Origin of the sequence: Streptomyces sp. NPDC091271, from assembly GCF_044757505.1 — a bacterium.
GTDB lineage: Bacteria > Actinomycetota > Actinomycetes > Streptomycetales > Streptomycetaceae > Streptomyces.
Genome location: NZ_JBIVVD010000002.1, coordinates 525,989 through 541,699 on the forward strand (window position 1 = coordinate 525,989; position 15,711 = coordinate 541,699).

The following is a 15,711-nucleotide window of genomic DNA, read 5'->3' on the forward strand; positions in this document are numbered from 1 at the left end:
GGTCCGGTCCCTACGGGGTGGCTACGGCCCGCACGCCGTTCGAGGCGCCGTGGCGGACCGTCGAAGCCGCGGCCGCCGCACCTACCAGCCCCGCGTCGGTGCCCATCACCGCGGAGGTCACGGTGAGGTCCTGGACGAAGGACAGCGTGGCGTATTCGCGCAGGGACCTGCGCAGCGGCGCGAAGAGCACCTCACCCGCTCCCGCCACTCCCCCGCCGATCACGGCGATGTCGATGTCCGTCAGGGTGGCGGTGGCGGCGATCCCGGCGGCGAGAGCCTGGGCGGCCCGCTCGAAGGAAGCGGCGGCGACCGGGTCCCCCGCCCGCGCGGCGGCGGCCACCGCGGCGGCGGTGGCATCGCCGTCCGGGCCGGGGCGCCAGCCGTTCTCCAGGGCCCGCCGGGCGATGTTCGGCCCGCTGGCGATGCGCTCCACGCAGCCGCGCGCGCCGCAGGGGCAGGGGTCGCCGTCCAGGTCGACACTGATGTGGCCGATGTGGCCGGCGTTGCCCGAGGGGCCCGGGTACAGCTTTCCGCCGAGGACGAGACCGCCGCCGACACCGGTGGAGACGACCAGGCACAGCGCGTTGTCATACCCCCGGGCGGCGCCCAGCCAGTGCTCGGCCGCCGTCATCGCGACCCCGTCGCCGACGAGTGTGACCGGCAGCCCGCCGGTCGCCGCGGCCACCCGGTCCACCAGCGGGAAACCGCGCCAGCCAGGAACGTTGACCGGGCTGACCGTGCCGGCCGAGGCGTCCACGGGCCCCGCGCTCCCGATGCCGACCGCACGGGTCCGGTGCCACAGCGGGGAGGCCGCCAGCTCCGCCAGGACGTCGCTCACCGCACCCATCACGGCCTCGGCGCCCTCGCGGGCCGGCGTGGGGCGCTGCGCCCGCGCGAGAAGGGATCCGCCGCCGTCGACCAACGCCCCGGCGATCTTGGTACCGCCGATGTCGAGCGCGGTGACGAGGTCGGTATGCATCGGTGTGGACTCTCCGGAGGGGTGAGGCGCAGGACCTGCGACTTCAGTCAGATGATGCTCCTAGTCTCCATTCTCTTGACAACGTTGTCCAGGGCCTATGCTCGACGCCACAGCATCCGGCCCCTTCCCGGCACCGCCGAAGGGGGCCGGAATCACCCGTTCCCGACGACAGGACAGCGCACCGTGGCCGAGACCGCCCGCCATTCCGAGTCCCGCTACGGCAACAGGCCGACCATGAAGGACGTGGCAGCCCGTGCCGGAGTAGGCCTCAAGACGGTCTCACGCGTGGTGAACAGCGAGCCCGGAGTCACCCCCGACACCGAACGCCGCGTCCAGGAGGCCATCGAGGCGCTCGGATTCCGCCGCAACGACAGCGCTCGCGTCCTGCGCAAGGGCCGCACCGCGTCGATCGGCCTCGTGCTGGAGGACCTCGCGGACCCCTTCTACGGCCCCTTGAGCCGCGCCGTGGAAGAGGTGGCCCGCGCCCATGGCGCGCTGCTGATCAACGGCTCCAGCGCGGAGGACCCGGAGCGCGAGCAGGAGCTCGTCCTCGCACTCTGCGCCCGCCGGGTGGACGGCCTCATCGTGATCCCGGCTGGCGACGACCACCGCTATCTGGAGCCTGAGATGAAGGCCGGCATCGCCACCGTCTTCGTCGACCGTCCGGCGGGCCGGGTCGACGCGGACATGGTGCTGTCGGACAGCTTCGGCGGGGCGCGCGCGGGCGTCGCCCACCTGGTCGCGCACGGACACCGCAGGATCGGCTTCATCGGGGACCAGCCGCGCATCCACACCGCGACGGAACGACTGCGGGGGTACCACGCGGCCCTGGCCGACGCGGGGATCGAGGTGGAGGACGCCTGGGTCTCCCTCGGCCCCACCGACCCGGCCCGGGTCAGGTCCGCCGCCGAGGCCATGCTGGCCGGGCCCGAGCCGGTGACCGCCCTCTTCGCGGGCAACAACCGCGTGACGGTCACCGCGGTCCGCGTCCTGGCCGAGTGCGAACGCCGCATCGCCCTGGTCGGCTTCGACGACATCGAGCTGGCCGACCTGCTCGGCATCACGGTGATCTCGCAGGACGCCGCGGCGGTCGGCCGCACCGCGGCGGAGCACCTGTTCCGCCGCCTCGACGGCGCCGCTCACGCCCCTGCGAGGGTGGAGCTCCCGACGCGGCTCATCCCGCGCGGCTCGGGCGAACTCCCGCCCGCGTGAACGCCCGGGGCATGCGAGCCCCGGGCGTCTTGGACGGGAGACCTCAGGGGGCCGTCACGGTCAGCCCGCCGCGCCGGGGCGAGGCGAAGCCGTCGAGGTCCGCGCGGCTCAGCCCGGTGAGGTCCGTGACCTCCGTGGTGTCCAGGGCCCCGCAGTCGATGCCGCGGAGCAGGTAGCCGCTCAGCGCCTTCGCGGTGGCGGGCTCGTCCATGACGTCCCCGCCGGCCTTAGCCACGTAGGCGGCGAGCCGGGACGCGGCCTGGCCGAGGCCCTCGCGGTAGAAGCTGTAGACGGCGGCGTAGCGGGTGGGCAGGTGGCCCGGGTGCATGTCCCAGCCCTGGTAGTAGGCGCGGGCCAGAGCGCGGCGGGTGAGGCCGTAGTGCAGACGCCAGGCGTCGTGGACCTGCTGGGCGGGGCCGACCGGGAGCACGTTCGTGGATCCGTCGCAGACCCGTACACCGGTGCCCGCGGCGGCGACCTGCATGACGGCCTTGGCGTGGTCGGCGGCGGGATGGTCACTGGCCTGGTAGGCGGGGCTGACACCGACGCAGGCGCTGTAGTCGAAGGTCCCGTAGTGCAGACCGGTCGCCCGGCCCCGGGCGGCGTCGATCATGCGGGCCACCGCGGCGGTTCCGTCCGACGCCAGGATGGACTGGCTGGTCTCGATCTGGATCTCGAACCCGAGGCGGCCGGAGGGCAGGCCGTGGGTCTCCTCGAAGGCCTCGAGCAGCCGCACGAAGGCGGTGACCTGCTCGGGGTACGTCACCTTGGGGAGCGTCAGGACGAGCCCCTCGGGGAGGCCTCCTGCCCGCATCAGGCCGGTGAGGAAGATGTCCGTGGTGCGGATGCCGCGGTCGCGTACGGCAGCTTCCATGCACTTCATCCGGATACCCATGTACGGGGCCGCGGTCCCGTCGCCGTACGCCTCGGTCACCAGACGCGCCGTGCGGGCGGCGGCCTCGTCCTCCTCCGCGTCGGGGCGCGGGCCGTAGCCGTCCTCGAAGTCGATGCGCAGGTCCTCGACCGGCTCGCGCTCCAGCTTGGCGCGTACGCGGTCGTGTACCGGCTCCGCGAGCTCCTGCGGGATCCCGAGGACCGAGGCGAGCGCGGCGGCGTCGGGGGCGTGCTCGTCGAGCGCTGCCAGCGCCTGGTCGCCCCAGGTGCGGAGGGTGGTGGGGGTGAAGCTGTCCGCGGGCACGTAGACGGTGTGGACGGGCTGGCGCGTGCCGGGGTCCCCTGGGTAGCGGCGGGCGAGTTCGGCGTCCACCGATGTGAGGGAGGCGCTGATCTCCTCACCGACCCTGCCGGCGAGGCTCGTTGCCACCTTCTCCTGCTGACCCATGACCGTACCCTCCACTTGCTCAGCAATTCCGCTTCCCGGAATCTTTCATCCGCATAGTGAAGTTATAAGTCCCCGCCCCCGGCGTCAATGGTGATCGGAAACAGTCCGGGGCCGCGCGGTGAGAACACCACGCGGCCCCGGGCCGTCGTACGGGCAGAGCTCCGACCGGGTCAGCCCTTGCGGGTCTTGACCTCGTCGGTGAGCTGCGGGACGACGTCGAAGAGGTCGCCGACGACGCCGTAGTCGACGAGGTCGAAGATCGGGGCCTCGGCGTCCTTGTTGACCGCGACGATGGTCTTCGAGGTCTGCATGCCGGCCCGGTGCTGGATCGCGCCCGAGATGCCGGAGGCGATGTACAGCTGCGGGGAGACACTCTTGCCGGTCTGGCCGACCTGGTTGGTGTGCGGGTACCAGCCGGCGTCGACCGCGGCACGCGAGGCACCGACAGCGGCACCGAGGGAGTCGGCGAGCGCCTCGATGATCGCGAAGTTCTCGGCGCCGTTGACGCCGCGTCCGCCGGAGACGACGATCGCGGCCTCGGTCAGCTCCGGACGGCCGGTCGACTCACGCGGGGTGCGCGAGAGGACCTTGGTGCCGGTGGCCGTGGCGGAGAAGGAGACCGTGAGGGCCTCGACGGCGCCCGCGGCAGGGGCGGCCTCGACGGCGGCCGAGTTCGGCTTGACCGTGATGACCGGGGTGCCCTTGGAGACACGGGACTTGGTGGTGTACGAGGCGGCGAACGCCGACTGCGTGGCGACCGGACCGGAGTCACCGGCCTCCAGGTCGACGGCGTCGGTGATGACGCCCGAACCGATACGCAGCGCGAGGCGGGCCGCGATCTCCTTGGCCTCGGCCGAGGAGGGCAGCAGCACGGCGGCCGGGGAGACCGCGTCGTACGCCGCCTGGAGGGCGTCCACCTTCGGTACGACGAGGTAGTCGGCGAACTCCGGCGCGTCGGCGGTCAGGACCTTGACCGCACCGTGCTCGGCGAGCGCGGCGGCGGTGTCGGCGGCCCCGTTGCCGAGGGCGACGGCGACCGGCTCGCCGATGCGGCGGGCGAGCGTCAGCAGCTCCAGGGTGGGCTTGCGGACGGCACCGTCCACGTGGTCGACATAGACGAGAACTTCAGCCATGGGACTTCAATCTCCTGCGTGCGAAAGAGGCGGGGCGGCGATGGGGACGGGCGGGGCTCAGATGAACTTCTGGCCCGCGAGGAACTCGGCCAGCTGCTTGCCGCCCTCGCCCTCGTCCTTGACGATCGTGCCCGCGGTGCGGGCGGGACGCTCGGCCGCGGAGTCGACCGCGGTCCAGGAGCCGCCCAGGCCGACCTCGTCCGCCTCGATCTCCAGGTCCTCCAGGTCCAGCGACTCGACCGGCTTCTTCTTCGCCGCCATGATGCCCTTGAACGACGGGTAGCGGGCCTCGCCCGACTGGTCGGTCACCGAGACCACGGCAGGCAGGGACGCCTCGAGCTGCTCGGAAGCGGAGTCGCCGTCACGACGGCCCTTCACGGTGCCGCCGTCGACCGAGACCTCGGAGAGCAGCGTGACCTGCGGGACGCCGAGGCGCTCCGCGAGCAGCGCCGGAAGCACGCCCATGGTGCCGTCCGTCGACGCCATGCCACAGATGACCAGGTCGTAACCGGTCTTCTCGACAGCCTTGGCCAGGACCAGGGAGGTGCCGATGACGTCGGTGCCGTGCAGGTCGTCGTCCTCGACGTGGACGGCCTTGTCGGCGCCCATCGACAGCGCCTTGCGCAGCGCGTCCTTGGCGTCCTCGGGACCCACCGTGAGCACGGTGATCTCCGCGTCGTCCGCCTCGTCGGCGATCTGCAGCGCCTGCTCGACCGCGTACTCGTCGAGCTCCGACAGCAGACCGTCGACGTCGTCACGGTCCAGGGTCAGGTCATCGGCGAAGTGCCGGTCGCCGGTGGCGTCGGGCACGTACTTCACACAGACAACGATCCTCAAGCTCACGCCGGCTCTCCTACTGCATCGTCATTTCTGGGCTGCCTTGTTGCACGCAGCATAGGCGCCTTATCGGGCGGTTTCCGGTCGGGGCGACCCGGCTCCCGGCCAAAATATTACTCGCCAGTACACCTAGTACATTACCCATAAGCAAGCGCTTGGAACTGTGACGTAGCCAACGGAGTCGGCTCCGGCACCGCCTTGCTCGCCCTCAGTCTCGCAGAGCCGTGAAACGCCCCTGGTGGTAGACCAGCGGCCTGCCGCCCCGCGACGGATCCCCGGCCACGACCTCGGCGATCACGATGCGGTGGTCCCCCGCCGGGATCCGGGCCACCACCCGGCAGACCAGCCAGGCGACCACACCCCCGAGCAGCGGCACCCCCTCGGGGCCCCTGCTCCAGTCGGTGGGCGGGCCGAACCGGTCGGCGCCGCTGCGGGCGAACGTCGCGGCGAGCTCCTGCTGGTCCTCGCCGAGTATGTGCACGCCCACGTGCTCCGCCTCCGCGACCACGGGCCAGCTGGAGGACGAGGCGCCCACCCCGAAGGAGACGAGCGGAGGCTCGGCGGCGACGGAGTTGAGCGAGGTGGCGGTGAAGCCGACCGGCCCCGCGCCCGCGGCGGTGATCACCGCGACCCCGGCGGCGTGCTGCCTGAAGACGGAGCGGAGGAGTTCGGGGGAAGCAGTCCGGGTGGCGCCGAGATCGGGCGAGGCCGTCATGGGGAGTCCTTCTGCGAGGGGGCGTTCGGGGCCGTGGGTTCTTCAGGCACCCGGACAGCGCGCACTCGCGTGGCGCACGAGGTCGACATGGACCCGTCCGAAGAGAAGGAGTTCTGGCGGCATAGCGTCAGAGTGACGATGCGTGGTGCGCACAGTCAAGTGCGTCCCGTCATGTGGGAGATGCGTCACGGTGCGTCATATCGCCTCGCCCAGCGCGGCGACGACGTCCGCCGTGCGCGGCATGCCCGCCGCCCGGCGGACGATGCGGCCCGCCGCGTCGAGCACCAGGACCGTGGGGGTCCGGCTGATGCCGAGGCTGCGTACGAGCGTGAGATGCGCCTCTGCGTCGATCTCGACATGGGCGACCCCGTCCACCATCGCGGCGACCTCCGCGAGGGTGCGCCTGGTGGCGCGGCACGGCTGGCAGAACGCGGTCGAGAACTGGACGAGAGTCGCCCGATCCCCCAGTTCCGCGCCGAGTTGGGCCGCGTCCAGCGTGTCCTCGTCCGTCCGCCCGTCCATTCCGGCCTCCCTCTCAGAGCTCTGCGCAAAGGGTCAGCACCCTGCGACCTCATAACATTCCCGGATGATTCACGTGACGAGAATCTCTCGCGCCGGACCCTTTGGGGCTGGCCACGGCGTCGCACATGGGGCACGATCGCCCCAATGCCGAAAACCTACGGCTGCGTAACTTCCGCCGGGAGAACCCTCCCCAGGCATTGAAGAAGGGTCTTCATCCAGTGGCAGAACTCGTCTATCGGCCGGTCATCGGCGCCGCTCGCACGCTGTTCAAGGCGCTCGACCTGAAGATCGACACCCAGGGTTCGGAGCACATCCCGAAGACCGGTGGCGCGGTTCTGGTCAGCAACCACATCAGCTATCTGGACTTCATCTTCACCGGGCTCGGCGCCTTGCCCCAGAAGCGGCTCGTCCGCTTCATGGCGAAGGAGTCGGTGTTCCGCCACAAGGTGTCGGGACCGCTGATGCGCGGCATGAAGCACATCCCCGTCGACCGCAACCAGGGCGAGGACGCCTACGCGCACGCGCTCGCGTCGCTGCGAGCGGGCGAGATCGTCGGAGTGTTCCCCGAGGCGACGATCTCCCAGTCCTTCACGCTGAAGAGCTTCAAGTCGGGCGCCGCGCGCCTTGCCCAGGAGGCGGGCGTACCTCTGATCCCGATGGCGCTGTGGGGTACCCAGCGGCTGTGGACCAAGGGGCGCCCGCGCAATTTCCGGCGCAGCCACACCCCGATCACGATCCGCGTGGGCGAGGCCCTGGAGGCTCCCACCGACCAGTACGCGGGGGCGATCACCCGTCGGCTGCGTGAACGCGTCCAGGAGCTCCTCGAGGCGGCACAGCGCGCCTATCCGGTGCGCCCCAAGGACGCGGCCGACACCTGGTGGGTGCCGGCGCACCTCGGCGGTACGGCTCCGACGCCCGCGGAGGCGCGCGAGCTCGGCTGATCCTCCGGGCGTCGGAGGAAACGTCACGCCGGGTCGTGGAGGGTGATCCGCGCTCCGGGGCTGATCTTCTCGAGCGACTCGGCGAGCTCGGCGGCCGCGGCCCCGAGCTCCTGCGCCGTCATCGGAGCGAGGCCCTCCAGAAGGAAGACGGCGTTGATCGACTCCTCGGTGAGACGGGTGCGTGTGCCCTGGCGCCAGTTCCAGCGCCGGCAGGTGACGGACTCGTCGTCACGCCAGACGACCTCCCCGGGTTCGGGGTACTCCATGACCTCCTCGCCGCCCGCGACCGTGGGGAACGGGTCCAGGCCGGTGGAGCGCACCAGCCTCATGGCGCCGCTGATGCGGTCGGTGTCCTCTCCGCCGACCGGGATCAGGCGGGCGACACTGATCGCGTTGTAGAGATCGACCAGGCGGTTGATGCGGGGCAGCCCGGCCTCGGTGAGGGCGCGTCTCGCGAGGGCCTCGGCGGAGTTGCGGGTCCGGGAGGGCTTGGCGCCGAAGGCCGTGTACATCTCGCGCCAGGCGGCCACATGCGGATCCTCGTGCGGGGCCCGGCCGCCGAGCCGCTCGGTGAGCCTTCGGGTCGCGTCGTCGAGCAGCGCCGAACTCGCATCGTCGCTGGGGCCGTTGACGAGGCCGTGCGCCTCGACGGCGATGTGGGTGAAGCCGGGGGCGAGGCTGCGGACCTCGTCGGAGACCGTGATCGTCAGGGTCATCTTCTGCATTGCTCCGGTACGGGTTGCGGGGACTTGGTGGGGCTCAGAGCGCGGTCGGAAGGTTCCGGCCCAGCTCCGCGCGGTCGCGTGAGCTCCGCAGGGCATGGAGAGTCGCCGCGTGCGGTACTGCATAGACTACTGGATAGTCCATTTCGTTGAACTCGGGCCGTGGCACCCAGGCCAGCCGCTCCTCGTCGGCCGAGAACCGGGCGTCGATCCCGCCCACGTTTCCGCGCGGATCCTGCCGCACCCACCGCTCCCACCCGGGAAGCCGCACCGCGACCAGGCCGTGGACGATGAGGTCCGTGGCGTCACTCCCGACGAGCCGCTGGTAGCAGAGGCCGGCATGGATGCCTGCGGCCCGCAGCAGGGCGGCCAGGGCATGCGACTTGGCGTAGCAGATGCCGGTGCGGGCGGCGAGGACGTCGGACGCGCGCCAGGTGACCCGCGGATCTCCCGTGTCCATCGAGTGCGGGATGGTGTCGCGCACGAACGCGAAGGCCTCGGAAGCGTATGTGTATGCGTCGACCGTTGCGGCACCGAGACGCTCGGACGTCTCCCGCACGAGCGGATGACGATGGTCGATGACCTCATCCTCGGCCAGATAGGCGGAAATGTCCGAGTCCTGCTGGATCAGCTTCATGCTCGAGGAGCGTAGCGATGCGGCCGACCGGACGCACTACATTTCCGATCGACCGCATAGGCATGCTGCCGCTACTGCCTGGCCATCTCCTCCTTGAGCGCCAGGACGAACGCGTCGACATCATCCTCACGGGTGTCGAAGGCACACATCCAGCGGACGTCTCCGGCCTTCTCGTCCCAGAAGTAGAACCTGAACCGCTTCTGCAGCCGTTCGGTCACCTCGTGCGGCAGCCTCGCGAAGACGGCGTTGGCCTGCACCGGGTAGAGGATCTCCACCCCGTCCACCGTCCGGACCCCGTCGGCGAGCCGCTGGGCCATGGCATTGGCATGGCGCGCGTTGCGCAGCCAGAGATCCCGCGCGAGCAGCGCCTCGAGCTGGACCGAGACGAAGCGCATCTTGGAGGCGAGCTGCATCGACAGCTTGCGCAGATGCTTCATGGCCCGGACCGCGTCCGGGTTCAGGACGACGACGGCCTCACCGAAGAGCGCGCCGTTCTTGGTGCCACCGAAGGACAGGACGTCGACGCCCACCGTGTTGGTGAACGTACGCATCGGCACGTCCAGCGACGCAGCGGCGTTGGCTATCCGGGCGCCGTCGAGGTGCACCTTCATGCCCCGGTCGTGGGCGTGCTCGCAGATGGCGCGGATCTCGCCGGGCGTGTAGACGGTGCCGAGCTCGGTGTTCTGGGTGATCGAGACGACCTGCGGCATCGCCCGGTGCTCGTCGTCCCAGCCGTGGGCCTCCCGGTCGATGAGCTCCGGGGTGAGCTTGCCGTCCGGGGTCGGGACGGTGAGCAGCTTCAGCCCGCCCACCCGCTCCGGGGCCCCGCCCTCGTCCACGTTGATATGGGCGGACTCGGCGCAGATGACCGCGCCCCAGCGGTCGGTCAGCGCCTGGAGCGCGACGACGTTGGCCCCGGTGCCGTTGAAGACCGGGAAGGCCTCGGCTGTGGGACCGAAGTGGCTGTGCATGATCCGCTGGAGATGTCCGGTGTAGTCGTCCTCGCCGTAGGCGACCTGGTGGCCGCCGTTGGCGAGGGCGAGGGCCGCGAGAACCTCCGGGTGCGCGCCCGCGTAGTTGTCACTGGCGAAACCGCGCACCTGCGGGTCGTGACGACGTCGCGCGTCGGTCCTTACGGTTGCGGGGTCAGCCACAGACGCTTTCCGTTCAATTCTCCGGCGGGCTTGTCCCAGACCCCGGCGATGGCCTCGGCCAGCTCCGTGACGTCCGTGAAGCCCGCGAACTTCGCATTCGGGCGCTCGGCGCGCATCGCGTCGTGCACCAGTGCCTTGACCACCAGGATCGCAGCAGCCGACGTCGGGCCCGCGTCGCCCCCCGCCTTGCGGAAGGCGTCCGCCAGGGCGAGCGTCCAGGCCTCGGCCGCCGCCTTGGCGGCGGCGTAGGCCGCGTTCCCGGCGGTGGGATTGCCGGCTCCGGCCGCGCTGACCAGGACGTACCGGCCTCGGTCGCTGCGCTGTAGGACCTCGTGGAAGGCGAGCGAGGTGGACTGGACCGTGCGGATCAGCAGCTTCTCCAGGTAGTCCCAGTCGGTCAGGCTGGTGTCCGCGAAGCCGGATCCGCCGCGCCAGCCTCCGACGAGATGGACCAGTCCGTCGACGCGGCCGAATTCCTTCTCCGTCTTGAGGGCCCATTCCCGGGCCGCCCCCGGATCCAGGAGGTCGACCGTGTCGCCGGTGACGGTCGCTCCCCCGTGGGCGTAACGCGCGGCGTCGACCGCTTCCACGAGCCGCTCGGGGTTCGCGTCGGAGGCGACCACGGTCGCCCCCGCCTCCGCGAGCCTGAGCAGGGTGGCGCGGCCCGCCGGCCCCGCCGCCCCCGCCACCGCGATCACGGCGCCCTCGAGCACACCGCTGTCGGCCCTGCCTGTTCCGTTCATCGCCACCGCCTCCTCAGAACCCGCGCTCACGCAGCTGCCCGCCCGGCGTCCGCCGCGGTGATCCCCTTGGTGGAGGCGATCACATGCTTCAGCTTCTTCGAGAGCGCCTCATAGAACATGCTCAGGGGAAACTCGTCCGGAAGCACGTCGTCGACGAGCTTACGAGGCGGTTGGGTCAGGTCCAAGGCGTCAGGGCCCTTGGCCCAGCGGGACCCCGGGTGGGGTGCGAGATAGGTCGCGACCAGGTCGTACGCCGCGAACCAGTGCACGAGCTTGGGGCGGTCGATGCCGTCGCGGTAGAGCTTCTCGATCTCACCGCAGAGCTGGTTCGTGACCTCGGGGGCGCGGGACCAGTCGATCTTGAGCGTGTTGTCGGTCCAGCGGACCACGTCGTGCTTGTGGAGGTAGGCGAAGAGCAGCTGACCGCCCAGGCCGTCGTAGTTGCGCACACGCTCGCCGGTGACGGGGAAGCGGAACATCCGGTCGAAGAGCACGGCGAACTGGACGTCGCGGCCCTGGCCGAAGCCGTCGGCCTCCAGCTTCACGGCCTCCCGGAAGGCGGTGAGGTCGCAGCGCAGCTCTTCCAGCCCGTACATCCAGAACGGCTGGCGCTGCTTGATCATGAACGGGTCGAACGGAAGGTCGCCGTGGCTGTGGGTGCGGTCGTGGACCATGTCCCAGAGCACGAACGCCTGCTCGCATCGCTTCTGGTCACCGATCATCTCGCGGACGTCGTCGGGCAGCTCGACGCCCAGCAGGTCGACGGACGCCTCGGTCACGCGGCGGAAGCGGGCGGCCTCGCGGTCACAGAAGATGCCGCCCCAGCTGAAGCGCTCCGGCGCCTCGCGTACGGCGATGGTCTCGGGGAAGAGCACGGCGGAGTTCGTGTCGTAGCCCGACGTGAAGTCCTCGAAGGTGATGCCGCAGAACAGCGGGTTGTCGTAGCGCGTGGCCTCGAGGTCGGCGAGCCACTCGGGCCACACCATCCGCAGCACGACGGCTTCGAGATTGCGGTCCGGGTTGCCGTTCTGCGTGTACATCGCGAACACGACCAGGTGCTGGAGGCCGTCCGCGCGGCTTCTGGCGGGCTGGAAGGCGAGCAGGGAGTCGAGGAAGTCCGGGACGCCGAATCCGTCCGCGGCCCAGCGGCGCAGGTCGGTGACGAGCGCGCGGTGGTAGGCGTCGTCGTGCGGGAGCAGCGGGGAGAGCTGCTCGACCGCGGTGACCACGCGCTCGATGACGGCTCCGGCTGTTTCGGCGGAGGGGGCGCCCTCGGACCCGAAGTCGATGGAGCCGTCCTTGGACTGCCAGGGGCGGAGCTCCTCCACGGCACTCTTGAGCGCCGGCCAGGCAGGGTGCTCCACGACCCGCTGGGCAGAAGCTATCGCGCCGGTGGCGGCGGCATGCTCAAGAATTTCCGTCATAACACTTCCTTCACGGGAGGACCTCGCGTCAAGCAACCGTATCCATCCACGGTTCCATCGGACAAGTGGAGGGCAGAAAATTATCCTGCCGACCCACATTTTCACCGTTATTTTTCCTGCCATGCATCCACGCGACAACTTCTTCCGCCGGACTGGCAGGGCAGGGGCCGTCCTCCACGGGAGAACTGGTTCCCTGGGGGGTAGGAGCCGCACGCGGGACGTACACGACGGACGGAAGCGGGAGTGCCTTGACTTTTCTCACCATCGGTCATCGCGGGGTCATGGGTGTCGAGCCGGAGAACACGCTGCGTTCGTTCGCGCACGCGGAGCAGGCCGGCATGGACGCCGTCGAACTGGATCTCCACCTGAGCAAGGACGGCGCGCTCGCCGTGATGCACGACGCCGCCGTGGACCGCACGACGGACGGGCGGGGGCTGATCGCCGAGAAGACGCTGGCGGAGCTCCGCGAGCTCGACGCCGGGCAGGGCGAGCGGGTGCCGGTCTTCGAGGAGGTGCTCGACGCGATCGGCTCGCCCGTCCAGGCCGAGATCAAGGACGTGGCGGCGGCGAGGGCACTGGCCGAGGTGATGCTGCGACGCGATCTGGCCGCCCGCGTCGAGGTCTCCTCGTTCCACGACGGGGCCGTCGCCGAGATCGCGCAGCTCGTCCCGGGCGTACGCACTGTGCTCATCGCCAGCCACTGGGAGGGCGATGTGGTGGACCGGGCGAAGGCGGTGGGCGCGGCGACGCTCGCTCTGAACATCCGCCGCCTCACCCTCGAGGTGGTCGAGCACGCCCACGCGGAAGGGCTGAAGGTGATCGGCTGGGTGGTCAACACCCCCGACCACCTGCGTCTTGTCCGCGCGCTGGGCCTGGACGGCGCGACGACCGACTATCCGGAGATCCGGCGCGCGGGCCGCTTCACCGCCTGAGGCGCCCCGCGCGCATCCAGCTTCCCGTGCCCTACAGCTCCTTGATCAGGAGCTCGAACGCGAGATCGTCGCGCTGCGGGATGCCGAAACGCTCGTCGCCGTACGGGAAGGGCGTGAGCTCTCCCGTACGGCGGTAGCCCCGGCGCTCGTACCAGGCGATCAGGTCCTCGCGGACCGAGATCACCGTCATGTGCATCTCGCGCACGCCCCAGTCCTCCCGGGCCGTGCGCTCCGCCTCGGCGATGATGACCTTGCCGAGACCCGCGCCCTGCAGCTCCGGCCTCACCGCGAACATGCCGAAGTACGCGGCCTGCCCACGGTGTTCGAGCTGGCAGCAGGCAACCGGCCCGCCGTCCCGCTCGGCCATGAGGACCCGGCCCCCGGGGACCGCTAGCACCTCGCGCACCCCGTCGGCGTCCGTGCGCTGCCCCTGGAGGATGTCCGCCTCGGTGGTCCATCCGGCCCGGCTCGCGTCGCCCCGGTAGGCGGACTCGACGAGTCGCACCAGGACCGGCACGTCGTCGCCGGTCGCGTCGCGGAAGGTGAGTTCTGCCCGTGCCGTGGCCGGTGCGCTGTCCATGTGGCTCTTCTCCGGTCCTGTGCTGCCGACGGTGTTTTCCCGAGACTAACCCGCCCCCCGCCGCGCCCCCGCGGGTTCTGGCGCGCTCCCCCAGTACCCCAATGCGCCCCGGTAGGAGTGGCCGGTGCGGGGCATCGATGGGACGACACCGGCGTGATTCGCCGTAGGGGGAGGTGCACCGTGCACGGACCGGCGCTGTCCGGCTGGCTGCTCATGGTGTTGTCCGGGGCCACGGGGGCGTACTGCCTGCTGCGGACCCGCGACGGCACGGAGCGGGAACGCAGATCGGCGCGCGCCGAAGCGCTGATGGGGTTCGGGATGGCCGCGATGGCCGTGCCCGCGGCCCTGCTCACACTCCCGGATTGGATGTGGGTGGTGTACGCGGCGGTGTTCGGCGCAGCCGCGCTGCACGCGGTCGCGTACGCCAGGGGCGGCGGTCACCATCTGCACCATCTGGTCGGCTCGCTGGCCATGGTCTACATGGCCGTGGCCATGGCCCCGGGGGCCGCCCACGCCACGGGAGGCGGCCACGCGGGCCATGGAGACGGAGGGGGTACGGCCGGAGGCATTCCCGTGCTGACCGGAGCGCTGCTGGTGTACTACGCGCTCTACGTCCTGCACTCGGCGGGGAGGCTGATACCAGCTCCCACGCCCGTCGGCGTGGGAGCGGGCGGGAGCGGTGGCGGACATGCCGGCCTGCCGGCGGCCCCCGCCTGGCGCACGCGGCCGGAGCTGGCGCTGGCGTGCAGGCTGACCATGGGGATAGCCATGTTCGCCATGCTGCTCACGCTGTGAGGCGGCGGGCCCCGCGCCGTGTCGTACGTCACTTGGCGCGCGCGGCCATACCCGTGGGTACCAAGGCACTCATAGGCTGACGCCATGTTGGTCTCCCTCGCGCTGCTGCTGCTCGGTGCACTGGCCGCCGTCGTGGCCCCGGGCCTGATGGCGAGGGCCCGATGGCCGGAGCGCGAGCCGGTCGTGGCCCTGTGGGTCTGGCAGTGCGTGGTCGCGGGCGTCCTGTTGTCGTTCGGGCTCTCCATGACCCTCAGTGCGGCTGCTGCCTGGCAGGCGGTCCGCGGCCATGTCTTCGCACCCGCTCCGCACGCCGTGGTCGAGGCGTACGCCCTGGGTGCGTACGGGCCGTGGTCTGCGGTCATCGCGGTCCTGCTGGCGCTCGGCGGGGTATGGACCGCCGCCATGCTCGTACGGGAGATCCACCGTGCCCGGGCCCGTCGCCGGCAGCGGCGCGGCGAACTGCTGGTGCGTTCCCCCCAGATGCCGGGCGAGGAGCCCGGCAGCGGGCGACTCGTGGTGCTGGAGGGCGAACGGCCCGACGCCTGGTGGCTGCCGGGGGCGGCTCCCCAACTGGTCATCACCACCGCGGCACTCGGCCGGCTGAAAGGGCGTCAGCTCGATGCCGTGCTGGCGCACGAGCAGGGGCACGCCCAGGCCCGTCACGACTGGCTCCTGCACTGCTCGGACGCGCTCGCGACGGGATTCCCGCAGGTGCCGGTGTTCGCGGCGTTCCGCGACGAGATGCACCACCTCGTCGAACTGGCCGCGGACGACGTGGCGTCACGGCGCTTCGGGCGTCTCACGATCGCACTCGCCCTGGTCGAACTCAACGAGGACCGCGGCGTGTTCGGCCCGGCACCGGCCTCCGGCGCCCATGTGCCGCTCAGGGTGAACCGCTTGCTCGCACCCGTGGACCGGCTGACCGCGGGGCGCCGGCTGCGGCTGACCGCCGCCGCCGCGCTGGTACCCGTCGTACCGTTGCTGGTGGCCTTCGTACCGGGACTCAGGGCACTGGGATAGCCTCACGAGCGGATCATGCACGA

Annotated in this window: 17 protein-coding genes; 5 read left to right on the plus strand and 12 right to left on the minus strand. The window is 71.0% G+C overall.

The features are described 5' to 3' along the window. Positions 1 to 10: 10 nt before the first annotated feature. Positions 11 to 979, minus strand: coding sequence for an ROK family protein (locus tag ACIQM3_RS09795; protein WP_401621311.1), 969 nt, complete (start codon positions 977 to 979; stop codon positions 11 to 13). A 183-nt stretch (positions 980 to 1,162) separates the two neighbouring features. On the opposite strand from ACIQM3_RS09795, the gene ACIQM3_RS09800 reads away from it, so the two are divergent. Continuing rightward, on the plus strand, positions 1,163 to 2,191 hold the full coding sequence (locus ACIQM3_RS09800) for a LacI family DNA-binding transcriptional regulator (RefSeq protein WP_104790888.1): 1,029 nt from the start codon (positions 1,163 to 1,165) through the stop codon (positions 2,189 to 2,191). Positions 2,192 to 2,234: 43 nt separating this feature from the next. On the opposite strand, the gene ACIQM3_RS09805 is transcribed toward ACIQM3_RS09800, so the two are convergent. The 5 genes from ACIQM3_RS09805 to ACIQM3_RS09825 form a co-directional block, all read right to left on the minus strand. Further along, on the minus strand, positions 2,235 to 3,533 hold the full coding sequence (locus ACIQM3_RS09805) for a DUF6986 family protein (RefSeq protein ID WP_401621315.1): 1,299 nt from the start codon (positions 3,531 to 3,533) through the stop codon (positions 2,235 to 2,237). 170 nt (positions 3,534 to 3,703) lie between these two features. Next, positions 3,704 to 4,666, minus strand: a complete 963-nt coding sequence (locus ACIQM3_RS09810; protein WP_401621318.1) for an electron transfer flavoprotein subunit alpha/FixB family protein — start codon at positions 4,664 to 4,666, stop codon at positions 3,704 to 3,706. 57 nt (positions 4,667 to 4,723) lie between these two features. Next, on the minus strand, positions 4,724 to 5,509 hold the full coding sequence (locus ACIQM3_RS09815) for an electron transfer flavoprotein subunit beta/FixA family protein (RefSeq protein WP_033305351.1): 786 nt from the start codon (positions 5,507 to 5,509) through the stop codon (positions 4,724 to 4,726). A 202-nt stretch (positions 5,510 to 5,711) separates the two neighbouring features. After that, the gene (locus tag ACIQM3_RS09820; RefSeq protein ID WP_401621321.1) at positions 5,712 to 6,218 is read right to left on the minus strand and encodes a flavin reductase family protein; all 507 of its coding nucleotides are present in this window, start codon (positions 6,216 to 6,218) and stop codon (positions 5,712 to 5,714) included. 195 nt (positions 6,219 to 6,413) lie between these two features. Then, positions 6,414 to 6,740, minus strand: coding sequence for a TlpA family protein disulfide reductase (locus ACIQM3_RS09825; protein WP_401621324.1), 327 nt, complete (start codon positions 6,738 to 6,740; stop codon positions 6,414 to 6,416). A 218-nt stretch (positions 6,741 to 6,958) separates the two neighbouring features. On the opposite strand from ACIQM3_RS09825, the gene ACIQM3_RS09830 reads away from it, so the two are divergent. After that, entirely contained in the window at positions 6,959 to 7,681 is a 723-nt protein-coding gene (locus ACIQM3_RS09830) for a lysophospholipid acyltransferase family protein (protein WP_356716922.1), read from the plus strand. A 23-nt stretch (positions 7,682 to 7,704) separates the two neighbouring features. Here the strand turns inward: ACIQM3_RS09830 and ACIQM3_RS09835 are convergent, their stop codons facing one another. The 5 genes from ACIQM3_RS09835 to ACIQM3_RS09855 form a co-directional block, all read right to left on the minus strand. After that, positions 7,705 to 8,397 carry a B3/4 domain-containing protein gene (locus tag ACIQM3_RS09835; RefSeq protein WP_401622385.1) on the minus strand — a complete coding sequence of 231 codons (693 nt, stop codon included), beginning with the start codon at positions 8,395 to 8,397 and terminating at the stop codon, positions 7,705 to 7,707. A gap of 43 nt (positions 8,398 to 8,440) precedes the next feature. Further along, entirely contained in the window at positions 8,441 to 9,040 is a 600-nt protein-coding gene (locus tag ACIQM3_RS09840; RefSeq protein WP_401621327.1) for a transglutaminase domain-containing protein, read from the minus strand. Positions 9,041 to 9,111: 71 nt separating this feature from the next. After that, positions 9,112 to 10,194, minus strand: coding sequence for a threonine aldolase family protein (locus ACIQM3_RS09845; RefSeq protein ID WP_401621330.1), 1,083 nt, complete (start codon positions 10,192 to 10,194; stop codon positions 9,112 to 9,114). After that, positions 10,173 to 10,937 (minus strand): SDR family NAD(P)-dependent oxidoreductase, encoded by a 765-nt coding sequence (locus tag ACIQM3_RS09850; RefSeq protein WP_401621332.1) that lies wholly within the window; start codon positions 10,935 to 10,937, stop codon positions 10,173 to 10,175. Before ACIQM3_RS09850 ends, ACIQM3_RS09845 begins: the two co-directional genes overlap by 22 nt. 26 nt (positions 10,938 to 10,963) lie before the next feature. After that, positions 10,964 to 12,361 (minus strand): DUF6421 family protein, encoded by a 1,398-nt coding sequence (locus tag ACIQM3_RS09855; protein WP_401621335.1) that lies wholly within the window; start codon positions 12,359 to 12,361, stop codon positions 10,964 to 10,966. A gap of 281 nt (positions 12,362 to 12,642) precedes the next feature. On the opposite strand from ACIQM3_RS09855, the gene ACIQM3_RS09860 reads away from it, so the two are divergent. Next, the gene (locus ACIQM3_RS09860; protein WP_401622388.1) at positions 12,643 to 13,293 is read left to right on the plus strand and encodes a glycerophosphodiester phosphodiesterase; all 651 of its coding nucleotides are present in this window, start codon (positions 12,643 to 12,645) and stop codon (positions 13,291 to 13,293) included. A gap of 31 nt (positions 13,294 to 13,324) precedes the next feature. Here the strand turns inward: ACIQM3_RS09860 and ACIQM3_RS09865 are convergent, their stop codons facing one another. Beyond that, entirely contained in the window at positions 13,325 to 13,873 is a 549-nt protein-coding gene (locus ACIQM3_RS09865) for a GNAT family N-acetyltransferase (RefSeq protein WP_401621338.1), read from the minus strand. 180 nt (positions 13,874 to 14,053) lie between these two features. Here ACIQM3_RS09865 and ACIQM3_RS09870 point away from each other — a divergent pair, with 180 nt between their 5' ends. Together ACIQM3_RS09870 and ACIQM3_RS09875 are read left to right on the plus strand one after the other, a co-directional pair. Then, on the plus strand, positions 14,054 to 14,668 hold the full coding sequence (locus tag ACIQM3_RS09870; RefSeq protein WP_401621341.1) for a DUF5134 domain-containing protein: 615 nt from the start codon (positions 14,054 to 14,056) through the stop codon (positions 14,666 to 14,668). A gap of 84 nt (positions 14,669 to 14,752) precedes the next feature. Further along, positions 14,753 to 15,688, plus strand: coding sequence for a M56 family metallopeptidase (locus ACIQM3_RS09875; protein ID WP_401621344.1), 936 nt, complete (start codon positions 14,753 to 14,755; stop codon positions 15,686 to 15,688). Positions 15,689 to 15,711: the final 23 nt, after the last annotated feature.